This is a genomic window from Paenibacillus sp. EKM206P (genome assembly GCF_011066155.1).
Taxonomy (GTDB): Bacteria; Bacillota; Bacilli; order Paenibacillales; family Paenibacillaceae; genus Paenibacillus; species Paenibacillus polymyxa_D.
In genome coordinates, this window is the sequence record NZ_JAAMNQ010000004.1 from 293,165 (window position 1) to 316,284 (window position 23,120).

22 protein-coding genes are annotated in these 23,120 nt (G+C 45.8%); 1 reads left to right on the top strand and 21 read right to left on the bottom strand.

What is annotated here, in order from left to right; genetic code table 11:
* Positions 1-54 precede the first annotated feature (54 nt).
* The 20 genes from G9G53_RS11170 to G9G53_RS11265 form a co-directional block, all read right to left on the bottom strand.
* Positions 55-435 (bottom strand): TIGR02530 family flagellar biosynthesis protein, encoded by a 381-nt coding sequence (locus G9G53_RS11170; RefSeq protein WP_165147595.1) that lies wholly within the window; start codon positions 433-435, stop codon positions 55-57.
* Positions 432-965, bottom strand: coding sequence for a flagellar hook capping FlgD N-terminal domain-containing protein (locus G9G53_RS11175; protein WP_165147598.1), 534 nt, complete (start codon positions 963-965; stop codon positions 432-434). Before G9G53_RS11175 ends, G9G53_RS11170 begins: the two co-directional genes overlap by 4 nt.
* Positions 966-984: 19 nt before the next feature.
* On the bottom strand, positions 985-2,442 hold the full coding sequence (locus G9G53_RS11180; protein WP_165147601.1) for a flagellar hook-length control protein FliK: 1,458 nt from the start codon (positions 2,440-2,442) through the stop codon (positions 985-987).
* A 26-nt stretch (positions 2,443-2,468) separates the two neighbouring features.
* Positions 2,469-3,452 (bottom strand): magnesium transporter MgtE N-terminal domain-containing protein, encoded by a 984-nt coding sequence (locus tag G9G53_RS11185; protein WP_023988189.1) that lies wholly within the window; start codon positions 3,450-3,452, stop codon positions 2,469-2,471.
* Positions 3,453-3,499: 47 nt separating this feature from the next.
* The gene (gene fliJ / locus G9G53_RS11190) at positions 3,500-3,943 is read right to left on the bottom strand and encodes a flagellar export protein FliJ (RefSeq protein WP_029516992.1); all 444 of its coding nucleotides are present in this window, start codon (positions 3,941-3,943) and stop codon (positions 3,500-3,502) included.
* A gap of 10 nt (positions 3,944-3,953) precedes the next feature.
* A complete protein-coding gene (gene fliI, locus G9G53_RS11195; protein WP_029516991.1) occupies positions 3,954-5,273 on the bottom strand; it encodes a flagellar protein export ATPase FliI in 1,320 nt (439 codons plus the stop codon).
* Positions 5,260-6,096, bottom strand: coding sequence for a FliH/SctL family protein (locus G9G53_RS11200; protein ID WP_165147604.1), 837 nt, complete (start codon positions 6,094-6,096; stop codon positions 5,260-5,262). The genes fliI and G9G53_RS11200 overlap by 14 nt, the downstream gene beginning before the upstream one ends.
* Positions 6,089-7,105: a flagellar motor switch protein FliG gene (fliG, locus tag G9G53_RS11205; RefSeq protein ID WP_013309887.1), complete on the bottom strand. Its 1,017-nt coding sequence runs from the start codon at positions 7,103-7,105 to the stop codon at positions 6,089-6,091. The genes G9G53_RS11200 and fliG overlap by 8 nt, the downstream gene beginning before the upstream one ends.
* An 11-nt stretch (positions 7,106-7,116) precedes the next feature.
* Positions 7,117-8,700: a flagellar basal-body MS-ring/collar protein FliF gene (gene fliF / locus G9G53_RS11210; RefSeq protein ID WP_013309886.1), complete on the bottom strand. Its 1,584-nt coding sequence runs from the start codon at positions 8,698-8,700 to the stop codon at positions 7,117-7,119.
* A gap of 35 nt (positions 8,701-8,735) precedes the next feature.
* On the bottom strand, positions 8,736-9,050 hold the full coding sequence (gene fliE, locus G9G53_RS11215) for a flagellar hook-basal body complex protein FliE (protein ID WP_029516989.1): 315 nt from the start codon (positions 9,048-9,050) through the stop codon (positions 8,736-8,738).
* A 39-nt stretch (positions 9,051-9,089) separates the two neighbouring features.
* Positions 9,090-9,542: a flagellar basal body rod protein FlgC gene (gene flgC / locus G9G53_RS11220; RefSeq protein ID WP_029516988.1), complete on the bottom strand. Its 453-nt coding sequence runs from the start codon at positions 9,540-9,542 to the stop codon at positions 9,090-9,092.
* A gap of 6 nt (positions 9,543-9,548) precedes the next feature.
* Positions 9,549-9,956 carry a flagellar basal body rod protein FlgB gene (gene flgB, locus G9G53_RS11225; RefSeq protein WP_165147607.1) on the bottom strand — a complete coding sequence of 136 codons (408 nt, stop codon included), beginning with the start codon at positions 9,954-9,956 and terminating at the stop codon, positions 9,549-9,551.
* A gap of 409 nt (positions 9,957-10,365) precedes the next feature.
* On the bottom strand, positions 10,366-11,766 hold the full coding sequence (hslU, locus tag G9G53_RS11230; RefSeq protein WP_029516987.1) for an ATP-dependent protease ATPase subunit HslU: 1,401 nt from the start codon (positions 11,764-11,766) through the stop codon (positions 10,366-10,368).
* Positions 11,767-11,802: 36 nt separating this feature from the next.
* A complete protein-coding gene (gene hslV / locus G9G53_RS11235; protein ID WP_013309881.1) occupies positions 11,803-12,345 on the bottom strand; it encodes an ATP-dependent protease subunit HslV in 543 nt (180 codons plus the stop codon).
* 26 nt (positions 12,346-12,371) lie between these two features.
* Positions 12,372-13,712 carry an FADH(2)-oxidizing methylenetetrahydrofolate--tRNA-(uracil(54)-C(5))-methyltransferase TrmFO gene (gene trmFO, locus G9G53_RS11240; protein ID WP_039274718.1) on the bottom strand — a complete coding sequence of 447 codons (1,341 nt, stop codon included), beginning with the start codon at positions 13,710-13,712 and terminating at the stop codon, positions 12,372-12,374.
* 27 nt (positions 13,713-13,739) lie between these two features.
* Positions 13,740-15,842, bottom strand: a complete 2,103-nt coding sequence (gene topA / locus G9G53_RS11245) for a type I DNA topoisomerase (protein WP_165147610.1) — start codon at positions 15,840-15,842, stop codon at positions 13,740-13,742.
* A gap of 352 nt (positions 15,843-16,194) precedes the next feature.
* Positions 16,195-17,313, bottom strand: coding sequence for a DNA-processing protein DprA (gene dprA, locus G9G53_RS11250; protein ID WP_029516984.1), 1,119 nt, complete (start codon positions 17,311-17,313; stop codon positions 16,195-16,197).
* Between the two features lie 226 nt (positions 17,314-17,539).
* A complete protein-coding gene (sucD, locus tag G9G53_RS11255) occupies positions 17,540-18,469 on the bottom strand; it encodes a succinate--CoA ligase subunit alpha (protein WP_029516983.1) in 930 nt (309 codons plus the stop codon).
* Positions 18,470-18,518: 49 nt separating this feature from the next.
* Entirely contained in the window at positions 18,519-19,679 is a 1,161-nt protein-coding gene (gene sucC, locus G9G53_RS11260) for an ADP-forming succinate--CoA ligase subunit beta (RefSeq protein WP_029516982.1), read from the bottom strand.
* A gap of 336 nt (positions 19,680-20,015) precedes the next feature.
* Entirely contained in the window at positions 20,016-20,486 is a 471-nt protein-coding gene (locus tag G9G53_RS11265; protein WP_039274724.1) for a MarR family winged helix-turn-helix transcriptional regulator, read from the bottom strand.
* Positions 20,487-20,633: 147 nt separating this feature from the next.
* Here G9G53_RS11265 and G9G53_RS11270 point away from each other — a divergent pair, with 147 nt between their 5' ends.
* Positions 20,634-21,062, top strand: coding sequence for an organic hydroperoxide resistance protein (locus G9G53_RS11270; protein WP_013370662.1), 429 nt, complete (start codon positions 20,634-20,636; stop codon positions 21,060-21,062).
* Positions 21,063-21,343: 281 nt separating this feature from the next.
* On the opposite strand, the gene G9G53_RS11275 is transcribed toward G9G53_RS11270, so the two are convergent.
* The gene (locus G9G53_RS11275) at positions 21,344-22,963 is read right to left on the bottom strand and encodes a YifB family Mg chelatase-like AAA ATPase (RefSeq protein ID WP_165147613.1); all 1,620 of its coding nucleotides are present in this window, start codon (positions 22,961-22,963) and stop codon (positions 21,344-21,346) included.
* Between the last annotated feature and the right edge of the window lie 157 nt (positions 22,964-23,120).

Genomic DNA, 23,120 nt, shown 5'->3' on the forward strand with positions numbered 1-23,120 from the left:
ATCCGCGGCTTTTTCATGGCTTTCCTATTCGGGCCAGCCACTTCGTATACATTTTTATGAAATAATTACAGCACTATCTATCTGCGTAAATACGTTATCCTCCATGGATTTCTTATCCATCGCGGTAACAACTGTTCGATTAGGTACACTTACAATCAAAGCCATATCCTGCATTAAGATCAGTGATTCTTTGGCGCCTTTGGCAGCTGCTTTATCCACAGCAGAGTTGATTTTCGCCATTTGGTCACTTCTCAACTCTATTCCCCGCTGCTCCAGACGCTTGGCTGCATGGTTGCTCAGCTTGAGCACCTGATCCTGCAACACCTGACCGAACGGTCTGGCACTCTTCGATACCGAATTTACTCGGTTTTGTGAGATTGCTGCTGGGGGCACATTGGCGGGAAAAAGGCGTCCGACCGTTATTCTGTCATTCATGAGTTCTCACCGCTTCCAGTAGAGGAAGAAGATGAAGTATCCGATGTATCTGTAGCGGGAGTCGTTTTGTTAGCCTGGCTCACTGATGTTACATCTTTTAATGCCACCTCAGCCGCTCCCATTTTGGCATACTGCACACCGTCACGAATAACGATGGAATCCACGATTCCACTTTTCACTGTACCCGCACCTGTTTCACCTGTAATGGAGTCTTTTTTACCTGCCTCAATCCAGCTGACTTCTTTTCCTATCAAACCGGAGGCTGTACCTAAAGACTGTCCCAATGCATTCAACTGCGTAGAAATGTTCATCAGTTGTTCCACCGAGGAAAACTGGGCCATTTGAGCGATAAATTCTTTATCCTCCAAAGGCTGCATCGGATCCTGATTTTGTAGCTGGGTGATCAAAATTTTCAAAAACTGATCTTTACCCATCGTTTTAGTATCCTTGGCACTTGCTGTTTTGACATTATTCACATTGTAATTCGGCCAGACGTTACTGGTGGATACATTGTTGTCTGTAGTCGTCATTGTGTTCTCACCTCCATCATTACGCTTGTGCTGTAAAGGAGCCTGTCCGATTCATATCATCTGCGCGTTGTTCAGCTGTCCAGTTACGAAGCTCTTCTGCCATTTCAGCTACCTTCAAAGCATCCTCGCTCTCTTCTCTACCTCGAGCTTTGGAACGTTGATTGGATTGCTGCTGCTGATTAGCTCCAGATCCGCGTCCATCCTGATACATATGGGAGGAAAGCGACTCATTGTGCGTTACTTCTACCTTATCTACCTGGATACCTTGGCTCTGGAGACTCGAACGCAGCTGCGACATTTGCTGTTCCAGCAAATCCTTCGCTCCGCTATGCTCAGTCATGAACTGGGCAACCAGATGACCATTTTGCATTGTCAGCTTAACCTCCAGCTGGCCCAGATGATCTGGACGAAGCATGATAGTCGCTTCCGTCAAGCCAGTGTGTTTTACAATGTCAAGTTTCTGCACTACAAATTCGGTCATCTCCTTGGCAAATTGCCGCACATGTACGACTGGTTGGGCCGGAGCCGAAGGCGTTGTTCCTTGCGTTTGTACCGAAAGCTGTCCCGCAGTCGTGATCACTGGAGTCTGATTGTCAGTTGCTGTCGAATCCGCTTGCTCAGTTGCATCTACGAATGCACTCGCTTCATCCGTTGCAGTCGTCTTAACTGCAGACTGAACGAGAATATTAGTTGATGAACGTTGCCCTTCTGAACCTTGTTGATTAGTTTCGCCTTGACTAGCTTGCTGCTGAGAAGCAACAACCTGTTTGTCTGTAGTGGCTGTAGCTACGGTCTGAGTACCATTTGTTCGATTTGCAGAAGGCTGAACTGCTTGTGAATCCCCACCATCAGCAAGTTCCACAGCTTTCATTACACCATTCCACTGCTCATCGGAAATTGCTCCCGTACCTGCCGTTGCGCTTTGGAGCGATTGTAGCAACTGTGTCACCTGGGACTTTTGGTCTCCAGAAGCCTGCTCTGCTACATTGGCAAGTTGTGACAAAGCGTCCTGCAATGCAAATCGAAGAGTAGCCGGGTTGGCTGCCAAGGCTGTTAAGCCTGTCGCCTCTGTCGTTTCTCCACCGTTTAACTGTTGATTTGTTCCGTCGCCTTGCAAAAACTGTTGTACTTGCTGAATCCAAGCTTGCAGAGTTGCAAGCAGAGCAGGATCGGCAGCTACTTGATCATCCAACTTTTCGAGATTCTGCAGCAAAGGAGCCAGTGTTTCGACCAGCGACTCGGTTGGAGCTTCCGTGGATTCTCCAGTCGCAATAAGCGGGAGTACCATAACTAATGGAGAACCGTTCGCATCTGTGCCTGCTGAGCCCGTTTGCCCGCCTGTCATCATTTGCGTAAGTGTTTGATTAAAAGCACCCGTGGTTGCTCCAGCAGCTGTGGCTGTAGTCGTTGTTGAGGCCGTTGTACTGCTAGCTGTCTGACTGGAGCCGAGCGATACACTTTGAGAAATAAGGGTCATTTATTTTTCACCTCCCTTCATTTAAATTACTTACTGCCCATCAATTTGTTTAAAATTTTTGCGGTCTGAGCCGCATCCTTGGCAGACATATTTTGTAGTAAAGAACCACGTGTCGAATCATCTACTGTATTTAATATGTTTAATGCCTTGTCTGGACTGATTTTGTAAGTTTGCAAAATAAGTTCGGCACCGCTCTTCTTGTCCATGGAAGCAAATGTGCTACTGATTTGAGTGCTTTGCAAACTCTTACTCGTCGTGCCAGCTGTGGTACCTTGATCCTTTTTCAGACGAGACTGCAACGCTGCAACTGACAAATCCGTAGATGGCGTTACGTTTTTCAGAGCCATAGTAATATCGGCTGCTTTTTTAGCGTCCATCTTTTGCAAAATCTTCGCACTGTTGGCAGGGTCCATGTAGCTTAACAGCTGCACAGTCTCTTCCGTAGTCAGATTCTCCATAATCGGTGCCGCTTTACTAGCTGTCATTCCTTCATACATGCTAGCAAGATCTCTGGCCTGTTTTACATAAGGATCTTCATTTGTTGTTCCACCTGTAGTTTGCGTACCAGCCTGTCCCTGCTGACTGGCCTGTGGCTGCTGTTCCTGTTGCGTTTGGAGCGTATTGACCTGATTCTGCAGTTCAGTAACCTTTTTATCTTGTGTCGTCTTAGCAGCGGTAGCCTTTTTAAGCTCCTCCGTCTGCTTGGCTAGATCTGCCTTTAACTGCTGAATGGTTGCTTCAGAACTTTCGGACTGAGCCTTTTGATCTGCCTCTTTCGTCTGTGTAGCCTTATCTTTCGGTTCAGGTACCCAATTTTTAACAACTGGTATTTTGTTCCCTAATGAAATCATTTCGCTTCTGAAGTCCATATTGAACAATGTAAGCAGGACCCCGACCAGAACGATTGTGAACACAATCGGAATCAGGAAAAACATAAACCGTTCAAATCCCCCGCCTGATTCTTTTCCTAAATCCATATCCAGTTCATTTTCTGCTAACTTCTGTGCCATCGTCTTCCTCCTCAGGCAGCTGATATGCGTATCCTATGACTTTCCGCTTACCGGGCTTTCATGGCAAATCGCACGGAAGCCATTTCATCCAGCTCGTTCTGCTCGCGCAGGAGCACTTCCTGTTGGAATTTCACGTTGGCCTTCTCTCTCGCTTTCAGCCAAACCTGTTCATCCAGCATTTTATCGGTCAAAACGGTTTGTTTGCTTTGCACATTTTGCTGCGCATATTGAACATCCCTATGCTTGCGTGTAATACATTGGTCCAGATGATTAACATAAGCCTGTAATTCCTGAATGGTAGAGAGTGGTGCGCAATCCTCGGCAGCCTTTTGGATGGCTGATATGACTCGATTCCTTTCGCCTACAAGCTGTGTTAATGTCTGCTCCTCAGCCTGCAATTGTCCAACAGCACTGGAAAGCAACCATTCGGCCTGTGACTTTTCGTTGGTTTTCAAGTCTACAACTTTCTGAAAGGAATACTGAAATCTCATCGTTCAACCTTCATCTCCTCGTAAATTCAGAAATCAAACGCTCTCTTACCTCGTCCAGCTCAGCCTTTTCATCTGTTCTTTGTCTTGTAAAATCCCATATATCCCGTATACGCTCCATGGATTCGTCAATTTCTGCATTTGAACCCTGCTGATAGGCCCCAATATTAATCAGGTCCTCCGAATCTTTGTAAATGGCCATCAAGCGCTTAATGTTCTCGGCAGCGTCTATCTGATCTCGTGGTGCGATATCCTTCATAACCCGGCTAATACTCGCTAACACATCGATTGCCGGAAAATGTCCTTTGTTCGCAATTCCACGATTCAAGACAATGTGTCCATCCAAAATCCCGCGCACCGCATCCGCGATGGGCTCGTTCATATCATCACCATCGACCAGTACCGTATAGAAAGCGGTTATGGAGCCAGTAGGGCCTGTCCCTGCACGTTCTAGAAGCTTAGGTAGACTAGCAAACACGGAAGGTGTGTACCCTCTCATTGCCGGTGGCTCCCCTACGGCTAGGCCGACTTCACGTTGGGCCATCGCATACCGGGTAACTGAATCCATCATCAGCATGACATTCAACCCGCGGTCCCGAAAATATTCCGCGATCGTCGTTGCAATAAGTGCACCCTTAATACGGATTAACGCAGGTTGGTCGGAAGTTGCCACAATGACCACGGAACGTTCTAGTCCCTCCGGACCTAAATCCCGTTCAATAAAGTCCAGCACCTCGCGTCCACGTTCCCCGATCAAGGCGATTACATTCACATCAGCTTCCGTATTACGGGCAATCATTCCCATCAAGGTACTTTTACCTACACCCGAACCTGCAAAAATACCAACCCGTTGTCCTTTACCGATAGTAAGCAACCCGTCAATAGCGCGCACCCCGATACTGATTGGTTCCTGCACACGCGGACGATTCAGCGGATTGGACGGAATATTGAAGGTTGAATATCTCGCCATTCGCGAGGGAATCAATGAGCCATCCAGAGGCTGACCCAAGCCGTCCAGCACCTTGCCTAACAGTTCCGACCCGACCTGCACATTCAACGGCTTCCCTGTTCCTACTACATCACAACCGGGACCAATGGATTGCAGTTCTCCAAGTGGCATTAGAAGCACTTTATTGTCCCTGAAGCCTACAACCTCCGCTTGCAACGGCTTTGCCGTTTTACCCGGATAAATGTAACAAACATCCCCGATACTGGCATCTGGACCTTCCGATTCAACCATCAGGCCGATAACCTGCGTAACCTTGCCATTTACCCGAACCGGGTCCAGCTGGCGCAAATGATCCATGTAGCGCTGCGTATTAAGCCCCTTCATGTCTTCGCTCCTCATTCTCATGTGCCAGACGCAGTAGTTCCTTTTTGATCTCAGCTAATTGCGTATCAATCCGCGCATCCACGCTCCCAAAAGAAGAACGGATAACACAACCGCGATCTTTCACGGTACCATCAGGAATAATTTGCAGTTCTGCCTGCGAATCGACAGTTAATGACAATTCTTCTCGTGCACCTTGCACAAATGCGAAATGCTGAGGCGACACACACAATGTAATGGTTCCTTTTTCCCGCTTACGAGCCAAATTTTTACGAATTAATTCAATTGTGTAGTCCGGCTCAAGGCTAAGCTGTTTCTCAATGACCTTCTCAGCAATAGCACTACTCAGTTCAACCAGAAAAGGCTCAGCTTCCTGAATTAGTTGTTCCTTTATCTCATAGGCCTGACGTAGAATATCCTGTGCTTCTTCCATCATCTGCTCTGATTTCGTCTGAAGCTCGGCCTCAGCCAGCTTCTGACCTTCTTCATATCCTTGCTGAAACCCATCAGCCTTTAACGACTGAGTCAGCTGATCGTCATGCTCGCGTCGCTCCTGCCACCAGGCTTCAATCTGCTGCTGCGCCTCCTGAAGCATCCGTTCCGCTTCTTCAGCTGCCTCGCGAACCTGACGTTCGGCAAAATCCTTAGCATCTTTCAGCATTTCATCCCGTAGCCGTTCAGCCTCATGATCTCGCTGAGGCTCCGGCTCCGTATATTCAGTTGTGATTTCTTCGTCCGTCGTTTCTGGCGCATACGTATGTGCCACATCAATTGTTTTCAAAGCCTCTACAGGAATATATTGGAAAGATTTGATCAAGTTAGACAATGATGTCATCTCCTCCGCCGCGTGCGATTATAATCTCACCGGCCTCTTCCAATCTGCGGATCGTCGATACGATACGTGTCTGTGCTTCTTCCACATCACGCAACCGCACCGGTCCCATGTACTCCATTTCCTCTTTGAAGGTTTCTGCCATACGTTTCGACATATTTCGGAAAATCACATCACGTACTTCTTCACTGGATACTTTAAGCGCCAATTGCAAATCTGCATTGTCGATATCGCGGACAATGCGCTGAATGGAACGGTTGTCCACATTGACGATATCCTCGAACACGAACATTCTTTTCTTAATTTCCTCAGCCAGTTCTGGATCTTGAATTTCAAGCGAGTCGAGAATCGTACGTTCGGTTCCGCGGTCTACGCCATTCAAAATCTGAACAATGGACTCAATACCACCTGCATTCGTATAATCCTGCGTCGCGGTTGCAGACAGCTTTTGCTCCAACACTCGTTCCACCTGGGAAATAACTTCCGGAGATGTACTGTCCATGACAGCGACACGCCGGGCCACATCTGCCTGCTTTTCCTGTGGCAGAGACGACAGAATTGCAGCCGCCTGCTCGAATTGCAAGTACGAAAGCACGAGAGCAATCGTTTGCGGATTCTCATTCTGTATAAAATTCAATATCTGGTTTGGATCAGCTTTGCGGGCAAAATCGAAGGGTCTTACCTGTAACGTCGCTGTTAGACGGTTAATGACCTCAACTGCTTTTTGCGATCCGAGTGCTTTTTCCAATATTTCTTTAGCGTAATTAATACCGCCTTGGGAAATGTACTCCTGAGCCAAACAAATTTGATGAAACTCGGCCATGATGGAGTCCTTCTCAATGGCATCGACCTTCCGCACATTGGCAATTTCCAATGTAAGTTGCTCGATCTCCTCATCACGCAAATGCTTGAATATTTGAGCAGATACCTCTGGTCCCATTGTGATCAGAAGTATAGCTGCTTTCTGTCTTCCCGTTAAACCTTGACTGCTTGCCTTTGCCAATGAACTCACCTCTATTCGTCAGCCAGCCATGTACGAAGCAGATTGACGAATTCGTCGGGTTTCTTTTTCGCCAGACTTTCAAGCTGTTTACGCACTTGACTTTCATTTGTCACACTTTCCATGGTAATAGACGGGAACTCCGTCGGCGTTGGCATAAGTTGCAATTCTTCATCCAACTCTTCTTCCTGCTTACGACGACCGCGTACGATGAGGAAGATTACACCCGCCAGCAGTGCCAGAACAGCAGCTCCGATGCCCCATAGCCAAGGGTTGGAAGCTGAGAAGAATGTATTTGTGCTCGCAGGCGCCGGAACTGCTTGTGAGAACACCGAAACCTTCTTAGCCAAATCAGCGTCTGTAATTGTAGTACCAGAATTCGCCAACGACGCTCTTACGATATTAACCAAAATATTTTGAATTGCTGTCTGAGTTGCAGTATCCAACGTTTGCTGACCTGTTGGTGGTTCAACTGCTACATTAATGGTTAAATCTTTTACAGTGTACGGACTTTGGATAATATCCCTTGCAATTCGGTTAACTTCGTAGTTAATCGTACTTGAGCTCTTATCTGAGCTGGTATTGCCGGAATTAGCTCCTCCGGGGTAGCCCGGAACATCCTGTGTTCCTGTTCCTGCAACTCCTCCGGTTTGTCCACTACTACCTGTATAGCTTTCCTGAATTTGTTGGGCGCTAATTTCAATACCCTTCATTTTTGTTTGATCAACAGGTGTAACCATTTGTTCCTTTGATGTTACTTTGTCGAAATTTAGCTGGGACATCACCAGCACATTTACCTTGTCGTCTCCAACAATTTTCGACAAAAATTGTTGAACATTATTCCTTACATCGCTCTCAAACTTCTTCTGTAGAGCCATGTTTTCTTGAACACCACTAGTGAGCCCACCTTGGCCGCCCTTGGCCGTTGGAATCAACTCATATTCCTTATTAGTGATCGTAATGTTTTCCACTGGAAGATTCGGTACGGCCGTTTTTACCAGATTAAAGTATCCATCGATCGCCTGCTGATTTGGAGTAAAGCCAGGCTCGAATTCCATTTGAATCGAAGCGGAGGCTTTGTCCTTTTCCTCAAGTCCGGCAAAAATGTTTTCCTTTGGCATATTAATGACAGCTTTGGAGCTTTGGACACCATCCATCCGTTCCAACAGTTGCTGTATTTCGCCGTTCAATGCATTATTGTACTTCACATTGAACTCGTTCTCCGTCATGCCAATGGCAGAGGAGGACTGGTCAAAAGCGCTCATGCCGATTGAACCCTTCTGAATCAGGCCTTGAGACCCAACATCTACCTTCGCCTTATCCGCATTAGCGGTTGGGACTGAGATTTGTGTCCCACCAGCATTAAGTTGATACGGTATACCCGCAGAATCGAGATATTTAATGACTCCGGCAGCATCGTTAGCATTTAAATCTCGGAAAGCCACTTCATACTCGGTTTTGGTAAACTGCATCGTTAGCACTACAACAGCGATAATGATGAATGCTAATGTCGAAACAAGTAATATCTTCTGTTTTTTGCTAAAATTATTCCAATACCCGGAAATCTTATCCCGATATTGGGCGATTCTCTCGTTCACTCCGTCACCCCATCCGAAACTTTGCTAAACCCTCTTTACATCTGTGTACGCATGATCTCCTGATAGGCTTCGATCGCTTTGTTTCGGACCTGTGTAGTAAGCTGCAGGGAAAGCAGCGCTTGTTGGGAAGTGATCATGACCTGATCTACATCAACTTTGCCTGCCATGAATTGGTCGGACATCTGGTGCGTAGCGGCTTCCTGCTGCCCTACTTCATTGAGAGCATCCTTTAGGAAGGAACCAAAGTCCTTCAAGGATTCGGAAGGCGTCGCTTTCGCCAACTCATTGTTAGGCGATTGAATCTGCTGTATTACCGGTGTCTGTACATTAAACATGGCGTTCTGAATCATGTTTTACTCTCCCTATTAAGTAATTAGTAGTCCTAGAGCTTAGCGACCGATTTCAAGCGCTTTGGAAACCATAGCCTTTGATGCATTCAGAGCTGTTACATTGGCTTCGTATGAGCGTGTTGCGGAAATCATGTCGACCATTTCTTTCATAATGTCTACATTAGGCATATATACATAGCCATCTTTATCAGCATCCGGGTGACCCGGATTGTACACAGGCTTCAAAGGTGACTGATCTTCCTGAATTTGCGAAACCTTAACGCCAGCAGCGCTAGTTCTACTTCCTTCCATTTGAGCCTTCAAAACATCGGCAAAGCCAGATTGGTTCGGCTCCAAAACAACCGTTTTTCTCCGATATGGAACTGCTTGTCCATTCTCCACTTTCGCCCGAGTTGTCTCTGCGTTGGCAATGTTGCTAGATATAACGTCCATCCGCAACCGTTGGGCCGTAAGAGCAGACGCACTAATATCAAAGCCGTTGTTAATCTTCACCTATTCCTATCTCCCTTCTACCGCTGTTCTCATCATCTTGATGCGCTCATTAATTTCTTGGATGTAGGTATTATATCTTAGTTGATTTTCAGCCATAAGACTCATTTCTCTGTCGATATCTACGTTGTTCATATTGTTATTCATGACTGAGTACCCATCTTTGGTGACCGTGGCATCTGGAATGGAGTTCACAGGTCCTATTTGAAAATGTCTTGAATTGGTTACTTTTCCACGTAGTGGTGTGACGTTCCCGTCCATTTGCTGCTGAAGCAGTTCTTCAAATGAAACCTCCGAACGCTTAAAATACGGGGTATCCGCATTGGAAATATTGTCAGCCATCACACGTTGTCTCGTATTTGCCGCCTGTACACCTGCCTGAAGCTTTTGAAAGCTCATATCACCCAGCAGATTCATTTAGCTCCTCCCTCCCAGCGTCTACTCCAAAGTAAGATTCAATAAAACAAGATTTTTCACTTTTTTTCGACAATAAAATTTCATAATTATACATTTCTTTTAGGTCTTAAGTAGAAAATAATAACTTTCTGTCATATATTCTAAGTTTCGTAGAGTTGGGACCTAATTACAATAAGAAAAAAGCCCTATCTTTTTAAAAAAAGAGGGCTTTAGATGCATAAATTGTTAAATTTTTCAGGTTTTTTTCAAGAAAATGAATGTTTTCTTAGCACTTTACACCTGTAAAAGATTATACGTCCTACTTTTGGAATAGACAGAAAAATCATCAACTTGACCATTATCTAGGTCTAAATGACGGTGCAAGATAGTGTTATTCTGGACCACACACCCTATTTTTAGAAAACCCTATTCATAAAATATACTGACTAAGGTCCCTGTTTTGGGCAATATCTCCCAGCTTCTCACGTACATATTCCGGGGTAATGATCATACGATCCAATGTAAGCTCTGGTGCTTCAAACGACAGATCCTCCAGCAGCTTTTCTAGAATGGTATGCAAACGACGTGCGCCAATATTTTCGGTGTTGCGATTTACAGACTCAGCAATACTGGCAATCTCACGAATCGCTTCCGCAGAAAATTCGACTTCAATCTCCTCGGTACGGAGTAGATCAGTGTATTGCTTGGTCAGCGCATTTTTAGGCTCCGTCAGTATCGACACAAACTCATCCAAAGTCAGGCTACTTAATTCCACACGGATTGGAAAACGGCCCTGAAGCTCAGGGATCAGGTCAGATGGTTTTGCAACATGAAAAGCTCCTGCAGCAATAAACAGAATGTAATCTGTTCTTACCGGACCGTATTTGGTCATGATGGTAGATCCCTCGACAATAGGTAAAATATCGCGCTGGACGCCTTCTCTCGACACATCGGGGCCACTCCCCTTACCCTGGCTGGCAATCTTATCTATTTCATCGATAAAAATAATACCCGATTGCTCAGCACGCTTCACAGACTCCTGAATCACATCGTCCATATCGATCAATTTGGCGGCTTCATCTTGAATCAACACCTTGCGAGCTTCCTTGACTGGCAGCTTGCGCTTCTTCGTCCGCTTGGGCAGAAAACTTCCGAACATCTCCTGCATATTCATACCCATTTGTTCATTCCCTTGCCCAGCAAACATATCGAGCATATTGGGTGCAGTATCCTCCACATCAATCTCTATGACATCATCCTCAAGCTTACCGGACAACAGATCGAATTTAACCTTACGGCGCTTTTCTGCCAAAGATCCATCCTGTTGTGGTGGTTCTTCTTCTACCGAAGTTCCCGTGTTATTGCCAAACAGCATTTCAAAGGGATTACGTTGCGATTTGTTTGACTTTTCTGCAGGTACAAGGATGCTGACAATCCGTTCATTTGCCATGTCCTCCGCTTTGTCCTTCACATTCTCTGTTCGTTCCGACTTGACGATGCGAATGGAGGTTTCCATCAGATCACGCACCATGGATTCCACATCACGACCGACGTAACCTACTTCTGTAAATTTGGTCGCCTCTACCTTGACAAAAGGAGCCCCCACGAGCCGTGCAAGTCTACGTGCAATTTCAGTTTTACCCACACCAGTCGGTCCGATCATCAAAATATTTTTAGGCACAATTTCATCCCGTATGTCATCCGGCAGCTTGCTACGCCGATAGCGGTTGCGCAAGGCAACAGCAACAGATTTTTTTGCTTCCTTTTGTCCGACAATATACTTATCCAGCTCGGATACCACTTGTCTGGGCGTCAACGATTGATTATTCATTTTGCACTCCTCCACCCTTGAATACTCAGAGCCGATTTACAGTTCTTCCACGATAATCTGATTGTTCGTATACACACATATTTCCGAAGCAACCTCTAGCGCTTCCCGTGCCATGTCCTTTGCTTCCATGCCAGAGCCATGGCGTTTGAAAGCACGGGCAGCAGCCAATGCAAAATTGCCACCTGAGCCAATGGCAAGCACATCATCATCCGGCTCGATAATTTCGCCGCCTCCAGAAATGAGCAGCATCCCGGAAGAGTCCATCACAATCATAAGCGCTTCCAGTTTACGCAGGATACGATCCTGACGCCAGTCCTTGGCCAGTTCCACGGCTGCTCTTTGAAGATTTCCGTGGTGTTCCTCTAGCTTATTTTCAAACTTTTCAAATAACGTGATAGCATCGGCCACCGAACCCGCAAATCCTGCAACGACCTGACCACGATACAATCTGCGTACTTTTTTTGCCGTCTGCTTCATTACAACACTGTTACCGAACGTTACCTGTCCATCACCCGCAATAGCTCCTTTGCCATTGTGGCGTACAGCGCAGATGGTGGTAGCATGAAAGGACATATCCATAACGCGCTCCTCCTTTTCCTTCATCCCTATGCCTGTACTTCAGCTGATATAACTCCCGTTTCATTGATATAACCGCGCAAACTTTCCAACGCGCGACTAGCGAGAGCTTCATTCTTTTCCTTTTTGTTACGAATCCGTTTTTCCAACTTTGGAAGCAAACCAAAGTTTGCATTCATCGGTTGAAAATGTTTAAAATCAGCGGTCGTAATATACCGCGCCATGCTGCCTAATGTCGTTTCTGCAGGAAATACAAACATTTCCTGTCCACGTGCTGCTCGTGCCGCATTCATCCCGGCCAGCAGACCAGAAGCTGCCGACTCCACATATCCCTCTACACCGGTCATTTGTCCGGCGAAGAATAGATTACTTCTTCCCTTGAACTGATAGGTTGGATGAAGTTGCTGCGGTGAATTAATAAAGGTATTGCGATGCATCACACCATAACGTACAAACTCTGCCTCTTCAAGACCCGGAATCATTGAAAATACACGCTTTTGCTCCCCCCATTTGAGGTGAGTCTGGAAACCAACCAGATTATACAGCGTTCCTGCAGCGTTGTCCTGCCGAAGCTGAACAACTGCGTGAGGCAGTTCACCTGTATGCGGATTTACGAGACCCACAGGTTTCATAGGTCCGAACAATGCCGTTTGTTTCCCACGTTGCATCATCACTTCGATGGGCATACAGCCTTCAAAATAAATTTCTTTTTCGAATTCCTTGACTTGCGCTACCTCAGCCGTAATCAGAGCCTCATAAAAAGCATCAAATTCCGCTTCGTTCATCGGACAATTCAAGTACGCTGCTTCTCCCTTATCATAACGGGAAGCCAGATAAACCTTGCTCATGTCGATAGAGTCCTTTTCCACAATCGGGGCCGCCGCATCGTAAAAATAAAAATACTCCTCTCCCATCAGTGATTTAATCTGTTCCGACAAAGCTGGAGAAGTTAAAGGCCCCGTCGCAATAACCACAATACCGTCCTGTGGGATTTCCTGAAGCTCTTCATTAACAACCTCGATCAAAGGATGTTGATGAAGCGTATCAGTAATATGACCGGAAAATCCGTCACGATCTACTGCCAATGCACCGCCAGCCGGAACAGCATGACGATCTGCTGCGCTCAGAATCAAGGAGTTCAGTATTCTCATCTCTTCCTTCAGTACGCCTACTGCATTCGTTAGGCCGTTTGCCCTCAAGGAATTACTGCATACCAGTTCGGCAAATTTATCTGTATGATGTGCTGGTGTTTTTACAACCGGCCTCATTTCATATAACTTGACTGGCACTCCACGGCTTGCAATTTGCCAGGCAGCTTCGCTGCCCGCCAAGCCTGCTCCGATGACCGTTACCTTTTGTAGTTCACTCACGTTTAAATCCCCCTGCTAATGTTGTTCTTAAGAAGTCTCTACACTCTCATCGCTCTCTTCCAGCATTTCGCTGTGATCGCAGACAGTACAGTTGAGCTTCGTTCCTTGTTTCGTACGTTTTTCAACCATTAGGCTACTGCAACTTGGGCAAGGCTTAATGGACGGTTTATCCCAGGATACAAAATCACATTCCGGGTAGCGGTCACATCCGTAAAAGATACGTCCCTTTTTACTTCGTCGTTCGACAACATGTCCCTCACCGCATGTAGGACAATTAATCCCGATATCCTTAACAATTGGCTTTGTGTTACGGCAATCTGGAAAAGCAGAACAGGCCAGGAATTTACCAAATCGGCCAAGCTTATAGACCATTTGGCTGCCACACTTATCACAAATGACATCGGATACTTCATCTTTTATTTCAATTTCTTTCATTTCTTCTTCAGCCACTTCAAGTCGCTTCTCGAATGACTCGTAAAAGTCACTCAACACCTTGACCCAATTACCTTCGCCTTCTTCGACGTGGTCAAGATCACCTTCCATATGAGCTGTAAACTCCACATTCAAAATCTCTGGAAAGAACTCCTCCATCTGTTCGATGACCAATTCGCCCAGCTCTGTAGGGAAAAACTTCTTCTCTTCAATAGCAACGTACCCACGTTTCTGAATGGTTTCCAGCGTCGGCGCATACGTACTTGGACGTCCTATACCCAGTTCTTCCAGCGTCTTAACCAGTCGCGCTTCCGTATAACGGGGAGGCGGTTGTGTAAAATGCTGCTTCGGCTCAACTGCTTCTTTTTTTAATTTATCGCCTGGTTGAAGTGGTGGCAGCAGTTTATCTTCTTCTGTTTTACCGTCGTCATTTCCCTCTACATACACTTTCATGAAACCTGGAAAACGAACCTTCGAACCTGCTGCCCGGAATATCGTCTCACCCGCTTCAATATCTACGGACAAAGTATCCATAATAGCAGAAGCCATCTGGCTGGCCATAAAACGTTCCCATACCAATTTGTACAAACGGAACTGATCCCGACTCATAAACGGTTTAACTGTTTCCGGTTCGCGTAACGCAGAGGTTGGGCGAATCGCTTCATGCGCATCTTGGGCGTTGGCCGCTTTTTTTGAATATTGACGAGGAGTTTCAGGTACAAAAGCTTCGCCATATTTTTGAATAATTAATTCTTTCGCTTCCTCTTGTGCTGAAGCGGCGATCCGTGTGGAATCCGTACGCATATACGTAATTAGACCCACGGTCCCTTCTTTACCTAAATCCACACCCTCATATAGCTGCTGAGCTACAGACATCGTTTTAGAAGCACGGAAGTTGAGCTTACGAGCCGCCTCCTGCTGCAAGGAACTTGTTGTGAATGGAGGAGAAGGATTGCGTAAACGCTCTTTCTCTTTCACATCGCGCACCTTGTAAGGCGATTTTCCGATAGCTTCCAACACTTCTTGTACATCCGCTTCGCTGGAGAGTTCTTTCTTTTCACCACGCAGCTTATGAAATTTCGCTTCAAAGGTGCTGTCTTTAATAGCTAGTTTAGCTGTAATCGTCCAGTATTCTTCCGGTACAAACTCACTAATCTCGTTTTCCCGGTCCAGAATAATTTTCACCGCAACCGACTGCACACGCCCAGCGGATAGGCCCTTCTTTACCTTTTTCCAGAGCAACGGGCTGATTTTGTAGCCTACAAGTCGATCCAGTATCCGTCGTGCCTGTTGAGCATTGACCAAATCCATATTGATTTTACGGGGTGTTTTAAAAGCATCTTTGACAGCCTGCTTTGTAATTTCATTAAATACAACACGGCAATCTGCCGTATCGTCCAGTTCCAGCGCATGCGCTAGATGCCAGGCAATAGCCTCACCTTCGCGATCCGGGTCAGCCGCCAGATATACTTTTTTCACTTTTTTTCGGGCATCCTTTAATTCTTTTAGAATTGAGCCTTTACCTCGAATGGTAATGTATTTGGGATTAAAATCATTTTCGACCTCTACGCCGATCTGACTCTTCGGTAAATCCCTGATATGACCCATGGAAGCCTTGACGATATATTTGCTGCCTAAGTATTTGCCGATCGTCTTCGCCTTGGAAGGCGATTCCACGATGACGAGTGAATCCGCCATAGGCTCTTCCTCCTCTCAATTACACACATGAGTATGATAGACTTCCTGAAATGTGGTGAGCTATAGTTCGTAGAGAAGCTACACGATGGAATTGATCTTACAATTGCTGTTTGTAACGGAATTCTTAGATTTTATAAACCTTCGATAAAGTTAGAATTCCATTACAAAGGCGAACGCTGTCGCTTTTCCAAGTTCAAATCCAACGCTTCACTAGTACGAGCTATAAATTCAACACATTTCAGGAAGTGGGGAAGGAGTAGGAATCCGCGGCGCGGATAAATGCCATACTGCCCTCCACCTGATGTTTAAAATTGAATTTGTGCATTTACTAAGGACTTTGCAAAAACAACTACTAAATAAGCTTGTATTTTGTGCCCGCTAGCTGGGCGATCCTTTTTTTTATGATTAACGATAACAGAACTGCGTGTAAAAGTCCAAAATCCCATGCCGTAGCATCGAGCAGTTCATCCAGAGTCATGGTTCCCTGTTCGAGCAACAGTATGACACGGTTTTCCTCAGAAGTCTCACTTTCTGGCAATTTGGAGACCTCCTTCAGATTAGGACTCTGCTCTCTATTGTATGAAGAAACCTCCCTTGTACGCAAATCCGCTTCATACTCCTCAATAATATCCGAAGCTTCAGTGACTGTTTTGGCTCCTTGCTTAATCAAGCTCAGCGTGCCTCTACTCTTCGGTGACGTAATGGGTCCGGGAACAGCAAACACATCTCGATTTGCCTCTAGCGCAGCATCAGCTGTAATCAAAGAACCGCTTCTTGCATCTGCTTCGACGACAAGCGTTCCCTTCGTTAGGCCGGCTATAATCCGATTACGTTGTGGAAACATTCCCGGATGCGACCTTGTGCCTGGAGGATACTCTGATACGATCAAGCCTTTGCTAGCCAGCTCTGCAAATAAAGACGCATTTTGGGGAGGATAAATTTGATCGATCGCTGTTCCCAGTACACCAATCGTGTTTCCTCCCCGGCGCAGGGCTGTTTCGTGACAAATACTGTCAATGCCTCTCGCCAATCCGCTAACTATTGTAATCCCTGCATTACATAATCCCTCTGTTAGTATCTCCGCTGCTCTACGTCCATAAGCGGTGGGAACGCGAGTTCCTACCATGGCTACAGAACATGTATGCAAAAGTGATTTATCCCCTATTGTATACATTACCCAGGGTGGATCAACTGTTTCCTTCATTAATAGGGGATAATCCTCGTCCACATAAGTTACCGTTCCAATATCACCGGATTGGACTCGCTGATATCGTTCATGCACCCATTCTTCATCGTAACACTGGGCCGCAATGCGTGCCTGAGCAGGGCTTAACCCTATCTCAATCCATTTTTGTTCGCTAAAATGCAGTAGCTCATGCAATTGATAGTCACTCGACCAAATACGCTGGATTGTTTTTCTTCCGATTCCCTCTAACTCATGTAAGCCTAACAAAAGCCATCTTTCTTCCAAACTATGGTTCCCCCATTCACGGAAGAGTGAACCCTCCCTTATTTTGTGGCACAATGAGTCATTTTGCAAGCGTTTCCCTGATAAGCCTGTCTTAACGCAAAAAAAGCAACCTTTTCATCCCCTGTTTCAGAAGATAAAAAGGTTGCTTACCTTTCTTTCATTATACACTAGCCTGCGGCAAATTTCGATGCGTTTTATGGCCTGTATATTAATGAAGGAACACGATTTAATGTGTCGTGCACAAATTCAAAATACCACGTGCTTCCAGCACACTTACCAGTGTCGAGCCCATTTCGGAAGGAGTCGGTGCCACCTGGATCCCGCAGGCTTCAAGCGTGGCGATTTTCTCTTTAGCCGTTCCTTTTCCGCCAGAAATAATGGCACCAGCATGCCCCATCCGTTTGCCCGGAGGCGCAGTCACACCGCCGATAAAACCAACCACCGGCTTCGTCATATTGTCCTTAATCCACTCAGCAGCCTCTTCCTCGGCTGTACCCCCAATTTCTCCAATCATAATGACAGCGTGAGTGTTGGGGTCCTCATTGAAACGTTGCAAAATATCAATGAATTCCGAACCTTTAACGGGGTCACCGCCAATACCAACAGCGGAAGATTGTCCTATACCCCGGGTCGTTAACTGATGCACTGCTTCATAGGTCAAAGTGCCACTACGTGACACAACGCCTACATGACCTGGTAGATGAATGTAACCTGGCATAATACCGATTTTACATTCTCCTGGTGTAATAACACCTGGACAGTTAGGGCCAATCAGAACGGTCTTTTTACCTTCCATAAAACGTTTGACCCTGATCATATCAAGCACCGGAATGCCCTCCGTGATACAAATCACGAGATCTAAATCCGCATCTACAGCCTCCAAAATGGAATCTGCTGCAAAAGCCGGTGGCACGTAAATCACGCTCGCTGTTGCGCCAGTAGCTTCCTTGGCTTCGCTCACTGTGTTAAACACTGGCAATTTGACCTGTTGTCCGTTCTCCAGTGTAATTTCTACCTCGGTGCCCCCCTTACCTGGAGAGGTGCCACCTACCATTTGTGTACCGTAATCAAGTGCACCCTTGGCATGAAACAACGCCGTTTTTCCCGTAATCCCCTGTGTAATCACCTTTGTATGCTTATCGACCAAAATACTCACGATCTTCACATCCCCTATCGTTTATTCGGCATATCGGAATGCAAACAGGCTATTGAACAAGTTCGACGATTTTTTGGGCGCCATCCGCCATAGAATCGGCTGCCACGATATTCAAACCGGATTCCGCTAAAATCTGTTTACCGAGCCCAACATTCGTCCCTTCAAGACGGACAACAAGCGGACGAGTCAGCCCCAACTGTTTGGCAGCCTCCACGACGCCGTTCGCAATGATGTCACACTGCATAATTCCGCCGAAAATGTTCACGAAAATACCTTCTACCTTCGGATCGGACAAAATGATTTTGAACGCTTCGGTTACCTTTTCCGTCGTCGCACCGCCTCCCACGTCCAGGAAGTTGGCCGGATCGCCACCGTAATATTTGATAATATCCATGGTTGCCATCGCCAAACCCGCACCATTGACCATACAACCAATATTTCCGTCCAGAGCGATATAGCTTAGATCGTATTTAGATGCCTCAATTTCCTTCTCATCCTCTTCATCCAAATCACGCAGTTCCAAAATATCCTTGTGACGGAACAATGCATTAGAATCAAAATTCAGTTTGGCATCCAACGCCAGTACATTCCCATCACCCGTAACGACTAAGGGATTGATTTCTGCAATCGAACAGTCCTTGTCCACAAAAGCTTCGTATAGTGCCAACATAAACTTGACCGCTTTGTTTACCAGTTCATTAGGAATATTAATGTCATACGCCAACTTACGGGCCTGATACACCTGAAGCCCAATCGCTGGATCAACAACCGCTTTAAAAATCTTCTCCGGAGTAGCTGCAGCTACCTCTTCGATTTCCGTACCACCTTCTTCTGAGGCCATCATTACGATACGTCCAGTCGCACGATCTACGACAACACCGACGTAATATTCTTTACGAATATCGCAGCCTTCCTCAACCAAAAGGCGTTTGACCTCTTTACCTTCAGGTCCGGTCTGATGCGTCACCAGCACCTTACCCAAAATTTCAGCAGCAAAAGTCCGCACCTCATCCAAACCTTTGGCAACTTTCACGCCACCCGCTTTACCGCGTCCACCAGCATGAATTTGTGCTTTTACCACCGTAACAGCGCTCCCAAGCGATTCTGCCGCAGCAACGGCTTCCTCCACCGTATAGGCAACCTTACCGTTCGGTACAGCCACTCCGTACTGTTTCAATACTTCTTTACCCTGATATTCATGGATATTCATTCTGGAATCCTCCTATCAACATGACTGCAACAAGGGCGGTTCACAAGGAAATCTATACTAAACCTACATCATTGTAACATGTTTTTAAAACGCTTTCCTTATAATTTAACCTTATGAATTACAGTATTTTGATATCATTATCATTCCCAAAATCGAATGTTTGGATATTATTGGATATCATATATAATACAAATTCACACAAAAAAAGCACCTCTACAATATGGGATTACTAATCCGCATTAAGAGGCACTTTATTTCTTCAAGCATGATTAGGTATTTTTTCTTTCAGTGGAGATTAACTCATGCCGTAAGATTCGCAGAGCAACTGAAAATACCTTATGATTTTTCGATTTGTACATTCGCTTGATGAACACGATCGAGCAGATCATTGAATTGGAGCAGAAGCGACCCAAATTGATCATGGGTCATACTTGTTTTTTCCTGGATGCATCCAGGTACAGACAGAGCTTTTTCCCGTAATGCGATTCCCTCTGTCGTCAAAGAAATCAGCACCTTACGCTCATCCTGAGTGGAACGCTTTCGATCGATAAGCCCGGCGTTCTGCAATCTCTTCAATAGCGGAGTTAGTGTGCCGGAGTCCAAATATAGTGCCTCACCTAATTCCTTCACTGTACACTCTTCACGCTCCCAGAGCACGATAAGCACCAAATATTGTGAGTACGTCACACCGAGCTTTTCCAGATAAGGCTGGTATAGCTTCGTAATCTCTCTGGAGCATGCATATATGGCAAAGCATAACTGATTATCAAGTTTCAACGCTGCGTGTTCATTGGAATTATTTTCCATACTGTCTAGTCACCTACTTTCGTCATTATTTTAGCACATTATATAGCAAAGTACATTCTAATTGCATAAAATACTTTACAAACAATAATTATTTTGATAAATTAAATTGTGTAAAATATAAATTGAGCGAGAGGCAGTGATTGGATTATGATGACCATTCAACAAAAAATGTATGAAACAACAGTAAAAGCAGTTGGTGGACGTAACGGTTATATCGAGTCTTCTTCCCCTGAACTTCGTTTAGATATTGATACTCCAAAAGAAATGGGTGGCGCCGGCGGTACAGGTACGAATCCAGAGCAGCTATTCGCAGCAGGTTATTCTGCTTGCTTTGACAGTGCTTTAAATATGGTCGCTCGCATGCAACGTGTTAAACATGAAGGTACCGAAGTCACAGCTACGGTCCATTTTGGCAAAGTCGAAGACGGCGGCTTCGGAATCGGAGTAAACCTCGACGTTCTGGTCAAAGGCGTTGATCATGAAACTGCGGTAAAACTGGTGGAAGGCGCACATGAACAATGTCCATACTCCCGCGCTACCCGCGGTAATATTGAAGTGAAGCTGAACGTTTTGTAACATAGAGTTAGAATGAATTTCACAACAAGCCCCTGAACCGTATTGGTCGAGGGGCTTGTTGTTTTTCCATCAAGTAACATGGGAGATGATGCATAATCGTATATACGAAATTGATATACTCATAGTATAATCACTATTGTCATAATCTTTTTTTGCTTCTCCAGGTCTTTTTGCCTGGAGCTTTTTTTGTCCTTATTTCCGTTTTCTCTCGTATACATACCCTTCGGGAAAAACTTTTTCATAAAAATGATCGTGCTGTATCTGCTAATTTTATCGCCTCTTTACATTTCGGGAAAATTGGAATTTGCTCTATCCATCTGGCGGTATTGAATAGCTTCAGCCACATGTGAAGTCGTAATTTTCTCTGACTCATGTAAGTCTGCAATGGTGCGGGACAGCTTGAGAATTCGATCATACGCACGCATGCTTAAACCAAGTGCATCCATCGTCTGGTCAAGCAACTCCGCTGCATTTTGTTCTAATACCGCATATTTACGCAGCAGCTGACCGGACAGCTCACTATTCCATGAAAAAGGAAGCTTGCTGTATCTGCGGATTTGTATTGCTCGAGCAGCCAACACCTGCCTTCGCATTTCAGCGGACGACAATGATTCTTTTTCCTCCCGCCAATCCTTCGGCTGCGATACTTCAAGCTGAAGATCGATCCGATCCAGCAGTGGACCGGAAATACGTGAACGGTATCGAGCGACTGCTGCAGGTGAACAGGTACAGCGCTGATGTTCCGTATCATTTCCGAAAAAGCCACAGTGGCACGGATTTAAAGAGGCAGCAAGTAAAAAATGCGCCGGATACTTAAACACTGCACGTGAACGACTGATTGTAACATGGTGGTCTTCCAGAGGCTGCCGCAGCACTTCTAGCACATGACGGCTAAACTCAGGCAGTTCATCCAGAAATAAAATCCCTCGGTGTGCAAGACTGATTTCTCCTGGTTTGGGTATGCCTCCTCCGCCTACCAATCCAGCAGCAGAGATCGTATGATGAGGCGAACGGAAGGGACGAACATGCATGAGATGGGGCGATGACTCCTTCCATTTTCCTGCTGCGCTGTATACCTTGGTCACTTCTAGCGACTCCTTTTCAGTCAAAGGCGGCAGGATAGAGGACAATCTGCGGATGAGCATCGTTTTTCCAGCACCCGGCGGCCCCATAAGCAAAATATTATGCATTCCTGCTGCAGCAATAACTAACGCACGTTTGGCGTGTAGCTGACCCAGCACATCGCTGTAATCCTCCATATTACTGGCTAGTTCCTCTTGCTCGCACAACGCTATATGCTCTGCTTGGGATAAATGGTCATAGGAATGGATTATAACTTGTTTACTGGCAGTACAATTTTGATTGGTCACTTGGCCGTCCGGGGTGTCTTGTACATGCTCATTAACCGGGATAAGATCCACCAGATGGCGTATAGCGTAAATACGTATATCCGCAATTAGACGAGCCTCGCTTGCGTTTTCTTGAGGAAGCAGCACGGAATCGAATCCTTCTCGCTTGGCCAGATCAACCATAGACAACACCCCATTTACAGGACGAATGCTGCCATCCAGTGCCAGCTCGCCAATAAACAGCGTTCGTTCCCCTACTGGTAAAACAACCTGTCCGCTGGTTGTCAGCAAGCCTAAAGCGATAGCAAGATCAAAAGATGAGCCTTCCTTACGCAAATCTGCAGGAGCTAAGTTAATCGTGACACGCTGGGACGGATATTTGAAACCGCAGTTTTTGATTGCTGCTCTCACACGCTCTACTGCCTCTCGAATCGCTGAATCTGGCAATCCGATAATTGCGGTCTGAGGCAAGCCATTGGACAAATCAGTCTCAACTTCGATCAGAACGCCATCTATCCCATATAGGCAAGCTCCATGTAATTTTCCATACATATCAAAAAAGCACCTCTCCTCATATTGAAATGTCCCTCTCGGGAATCATTGCCTATATGAAAAAAGGTGCTTCCAAATTTTCATTTATTGCAAATATAATGTTCTAATTTTAGCTCCGAACATGCTTTCAAAATTCTTGACTAAGTTTATCTAACGA